Consider the following 5,167-nt stretch of genomic DNA (forward strand, 5'->3'; position numbering starts at 1 on the left):
AAACAAGCGGTTAGGAATCGGAGTGTAAGTCGCCATCACGAATATTCCTCCCCATTCTGTATCCTCGAAATAAAGTAGCGCCCGCAGTTAACAATCCCAATTGCACTGACTGAAATACTGACTAATTCCAAAGCACCCGTTAAACAAAGAAAAGTGATTAAAGTGAAGCTAATAAAGACAAGCAACCAGATTCCCTGATATAGATCACCTATCAGTATTGCCTTGGTGATGACAGTGATGCCGATGATAATCAGTTGACTGATAACACTCAGTCCCATCACGTACCACATGCCCGGCTTCCCGTAGGTGGTCCTCCCAAGAATTGGATATTCTGAAATGATGACGACCAAGCAAATGCTTAGTAATACATTGAATAAATGGATCCAAATCAAATTTTCATTTTTCGTCGTTTCTTTTCCCATAAAAATCGATCACCGCAGGAACTTTCGCGATAAAAATGGCTTTCAAGAATTAACCGGCTCTCATTATGATCGATTAACTAGCCGCTGGTAAACAGTCGTCGTCAGCCAGTACACCCCGAGGTAACACGCAACTAATAAGGCAATGGTAGCAGCACTAACCGTCATTAACAGCTTAAGGTTATACATCGAAAAGATGGTTAAAACACTCCTTATTGCTGGAAACGCAAAGCCAAGGTGAATGACTGCACCCACAATTGGCAACATGAATACCAACAGAACCTGACTATGAATGGCCTTTTTGCTTTCGGCTTGACTAAGACCCACCTGCTGCATTGTTTGAAACCGCTTTGCATCAGCGATCCCTTCTGAGACCTGCTTATAATAAATGATTAAAGCCGTCGCCAAACTCATCGTAATGCTAATCAAAATGCCGACAAATAGAAAGCCACCAAACAGCGACTTGAATAAGGCTTGCTGAATGACCTTAGAAGATAGTTCAGTGTTCTGTAAGTGAAGCGTTTGTTGAAGGATGAACGAAAAACGCTTTTGATTCTGCTTTGAACCACTCAGATTAAAGCCCTGAAGATATAGCCAGGGAGTTGGGTTAATTTGTTGCGCCAGCCGTTCATTAGCAGTAATCACATAGACCGGTTGAAAAATGGAATGCTGATAATTAACCGCCATTTTAAAGTGATGAATTACTTTAACCGGATACTTTTTGCCATTAAGGGTTATCCAATGATTCCGATAACTATTATCGGGGGTATAGATCAATAAATGGTTTCCCGTTAATTGTCGATGGGTTCCCTGAACTTGGTTATACTCACTAATTGTTAAGGTCCCTAGTTGGTGAGAAGTCTTACTCGATTCATTTTTGACAAAGCGATCGGCTTTCAAATTCCCAGCTGTCGGGGTCGTCATGCGATATTGACGACGGCTGCTCATTTTAACGTCAGTCTGCTTAGCAATCTGCGCAGTTCTTGACCTCATCTGCTGACTGATCGGTTGCGGTGTTGTCGTTATAATGTCGTATGGATTCCAAAGTTGAACCAAGTTCTGCTCACCCACAAATAAACTCGTGGTCGCAATAATTGTGACCAAAATTGACGTGCACAATAAACAAATGGACGCTAGCCCAGCCCCATTCTGCTTCATCCGGTAAAGCATCCCCGAAATTGAAATAAAGTGATTAGGTTGGTAATAGAAAGCTGGTTTTGATTTCAAAAATTTAAGAAAAATGATGCTGCCAGTTATAAACACCAGGTAAGTGCCCATAACCACCAAAATAACGGCAATCATGAATCTGAGAATGGATCCTGCATTCGGCTTGGTCGTGACTGCTATAAAATAACCACTTCCCAGCAGGATGACACCAATCATCCCCGTTAGCCACCGGCTCTTAGGCTCCTGCTCACCTTTTTCAGATAATTTCCACAGATCAACCGGCCTAATTTGCCGGATACGCAGAAAATCATAGGCTAAAATTGCCACAAAGGTTAGGCCAAATATCATCGTGACGATCACTACAGCGCTCATCGAAAAGGTCTCCTTGATCCGATAATCGGCTAATAATCGCTGTAACACAAGGAACGCTAATTTAACAAAGGTCATTCCTAACACAAACCCAATGATCAAGCTGACAAGATATAGACAGACGTTCTCAATGATCAAGATGATTCGCAGATCATTTCTGGTAAGGCCCAGCATGTTATACAAGCCCAACTCTTGATTCCGGCGTTTCATCAAAAAACTGTTGACGTAGAACATAAAGATAACGGCGATCATGACCACGAATACCAACCCAATGCCAATAATATTAATCAGAATATCGCCGTTCATTGATTGTTTTAAACTGTGATTTGCCAATAAATTCCAAAAAATATAATTAATCGCAATCAGCACTGAACTGGCCAACACAAACAAGCCATTTTCTCTGCCGTGGTGGGTCAAGCTATGACTAGCTAATTTCCAGTGAATCATGATTGAACCTCCTCACTTGCTAAGGCAGTTAAGCTCCCCGTGATTTTTGCAAGGTAAGCCGATTGATCTTGATCCCCTCTAATTAACTCATGGAAGATCACCCCATCCTTAATAAAAAGTGTCCGCTTGGAATGGCTGGCGGTGACCGCACTATGGGTAACCATCAAAATTGTCTGGCCTTGATTATTCACCTGATCAAATAGTTGCAAAAGACTCGTCGCGTTATGGGAATCCAATGCCCCGGTTGGTTCGTCAGCCAATAATAATTGCGGTTGCGTGATGAGTGCCCGGGCTGCCGCTACTCTTTGCCGTTGACCACCAGAAATTTCATATGGATATCGGTCGAGGATGCTCGTGATCTCCAACTGGGCTGCCAATGGCTTCAATCGTTGAATCATGTCCTGATGTGATTTTTTTGCTAAAACCAATGGCAGGAAAATGTTGTCACGGTTGTTAAAAGTGTTCAATAAATTAAAGTTTTGAAAGACAAAGCCCAATTGTTCCCTGCGAAACTTTGCGGCGTTTCGCTCAGTTAATTCATTTAAGTCCTGGCCTTCCAGCTTAATTGTGCCGCTGCTGGCTTTGTCTAAAGTGGCAATAATATTCAGTAACGTCGTTTTCCCAGCTCCTGATTCACCCATGATTGCGACATAATCGCCGGCTTCAACGGTGAGAGAAATATCTTTTAAAGCAACGATCTGCTGACTATTTTCTTTAAAGATCCGGCGAATGTGTTCCAAGGTTAATAGTGGCATGATTCTGATCTCCTTTGATTTGTTAAAGCCAGTATAAAAGGCTGCCAGCTCTCAGACCAGTTACGGTCTAGTTAGCAACCTTACAATTTGTTATTTAACTTGAAATGATCATTTTGAAAAGCGAGGGTGACCGTGGTTCCGACATTTTCCGTCGAAGTGATGGTTAGTTTTTCCCCCAATAAAGTTGCCACCTGATGGGCCATGTAGAGACCCATTCCGGTCGCTGCCTGCTTTTGGCGACCATTTTGGCCAGTGAATCCTGGCTCAAAAACTCGCGGCAGATCACTGGCAGAAATACCAATGCCATGATCAGTAATGGTTAACTGATTATTTCGCCAAGCAATCTCAATCGTACTCTTCGGATTTGAATATTTCAGTGCGTTAAAAATAACTTGCCTCAAGATGAACCCTAACCATTTTTTATCCGTTAAAACTTGCGTTTGATCAAAATGCAAGTTCGGTTTCAGCTTTTTATTAATGAAAAAGATTGAATAATCTTTGATGATTGCCGTCACCATTTCTTTCGGAGACTGCCAGGTGAAATCCAAGTCGTGGTGGAAATCTGCCAACCGTTCATAATTTAACAACAAATCCATTTGGTTATTGATCAACTGAATTTGCTGCTGAAGTTCATCACTGGCAACCGCATCGTTATTTTCTGCTAATAGTTGTAATGCAGTTAAAGGTAATTTGATTTCATGACTCCAAAGCATTAAGTAATCTTGCTTTTGAGCCATGCGTTGCGTTAATTGTCGCTGTTGTTCATCTTGTTGCTGCTTGATTGTCGCTAATGCTTGCCAATAAGGTTTTAATGAAGCTTGTCTAGGTTCCTTGGGAAGGATGTTCTGCTTAATGGAATGATCTAAATTCTTAATAACTACATATTGCGACCAGATCCGGTATCCAAGCACGATGATGATCGGAATCCAGGTGAATCGAAACAGCTCACCGACAATTTCTTCAGGAATGCGATATAACCAGCAAAGGCCCCCAAACATAACCAAAATACCAATGTACAAGAGGATGAGGGGAATTTGTGATAAAAGCAACTGCTTGATTTGATTTTTAAATTTCATCAGCCGTCACCAACCGATACCCGCGTCCATGCTCTGTTACGAGGCGATCCCGCAGTCCAACTTGGGCTAACTTTTCTCGCAAACGACTTATATTTACGTTTAAAACGCCATCCTCAATAAACAAACCACCTTGCCAAATGTTTTGCATTAATTGTTGTTTGGTCACTAATTTGCCACTGTTAAGGAACAATATCTTGAGAATCGTTGCTTCAGTGGGCGTTAACTTCACCGCGCTATCTTGATGTGTTAATTCATTGGTTAAAATATTCAGTTGGTAGTCCTCATAAGCTAAAGTTTCTACCGGGATGGTTTCACGTTTGGTTCGCCGAAGAACAGCTTGAATCTTTGAAATCAACACATTGAGTGAAAACGGCTTAACGATATAGTCATCTGCGCCAGTTGCGATCGCCCGAACGGCATTAGGATCCATGTCGGCTGCCGAAACAAAGATCACCGGAACATCTGACACTTGCCGCAACTGATTGGTCCAGTAAAACCCGTCAAAGGTTGGCAAAGTAATGTCCATAATGACGATATCTGGTTGAAAGTGTTGGATTTCAAGCACAACGTTATCCCAATCAGAAACGGTTTGGGCTTGATAATGCCACTTGTTAAATTCTTTGATCATTGCATTCGTAATGGATCGATCATCTTCAACAATAAAAATTGTCGCCATAGTTTGCCTCCGTCATCAAGAAATCCTTCATGAATTAATGATACCATTCAGGCCAATAAAAGAAGAATTGAGATATATTAATTTCCAATCAATAAATCCCTACTATTAGGACTAAAGCTGCGCCAAACGGATGATTATGGCCATTTAAACCAAAAAGGCAATGCATTCTCTCTAAAAACGGGTCTAAACTTTCTGGTATTGATGGAAATCATCAATGCCAGTTTTTTTATCCAGAATAAATGGGACATCACTGTCCCC

At 41.6% G+C, this 5,167-nt stretch carries 5 protein-coding genes; all 5 read right to left on the minus strand.

Going from position 1 to position 5,167, the window contains the following annotated elements:
* Positions 1 to 35 precede the first annotated feature (35 nt).
* Positions 36 to 422, minus strand: a complete 387-nt coding sequence (locus KTE19_RS04475) for a hypothetical protein (RefSeq protein ID WP_217162183.1) — start codon at positions 420 to 422, stop codon at positions 36 to 38.
* Between the two features lie 63 nt (positions 423 to 485).
* On the minus strand, positions 486 to 2,402 hold the full coding sequence (locus tag KTE19_RS04480; protein ID WP_217341711.1) for an FtsX-like permease family protein: 1,917 nt from the start codon (positions 2,400 to 2,402) through the stop codon (positions 486 to 488).
* On the minus strand, positions 2,399 to 3,157 hold the full coding sequence (locus KTE19_RS04485; RefSeq protein ID WP_217162187.1) for an ABC transporter ATP-binding protein: 759 nt from the start codon (positions 3,155 to 3,157) through the stop codon (positions 2,399 to 2,401). The genes KTE19_RS04480 and KTE19_RS04485 overlap by 4 nt, the downstream gene beginning before the upstream one ends.
* Positions 3,158 to 3,237: 80 nt before the next feature.
* The gene (locus KTE19_RS04490; protein WP_217341712.1) at positions 3,238 to 4,233 is read right to left on the minus strand and encodes a sensor histidine kinase; all 996 of its coding nucleotides are present in this window, start codon (positions 4,231 to 4,233) and stop codon (positions 3,238 to 3,240) included.
* On the minus strand, positions 4,223 to 4,909 hold the full coding sequence (locus tag KTE19_RS04495) for a response regulator transcription factor (RefSeq protein WP_217341713.1): 687 nt from the start codon (positions 4,907 to 4,909) through the stop codon (positions 4,223 to 4,225). The genes KTE19_RS04490 and KTE19_RS04495 overlap by 11 nt, the downstream gene beginning before the upstream one ends.
* Between the last annotated feature and the right edge of the window lie 258 nt (positions 4,910 to 5,167).

It is taken from the genome of Lentilactobacillus dabitei, from assembly GCF_019061365.1.
GTDB lineage: Bacteria > Bacillota > Bacilli > Lactobacillales > Lactobacillaceae > Lentilactobacillus > Lentilactobacillus dabitei.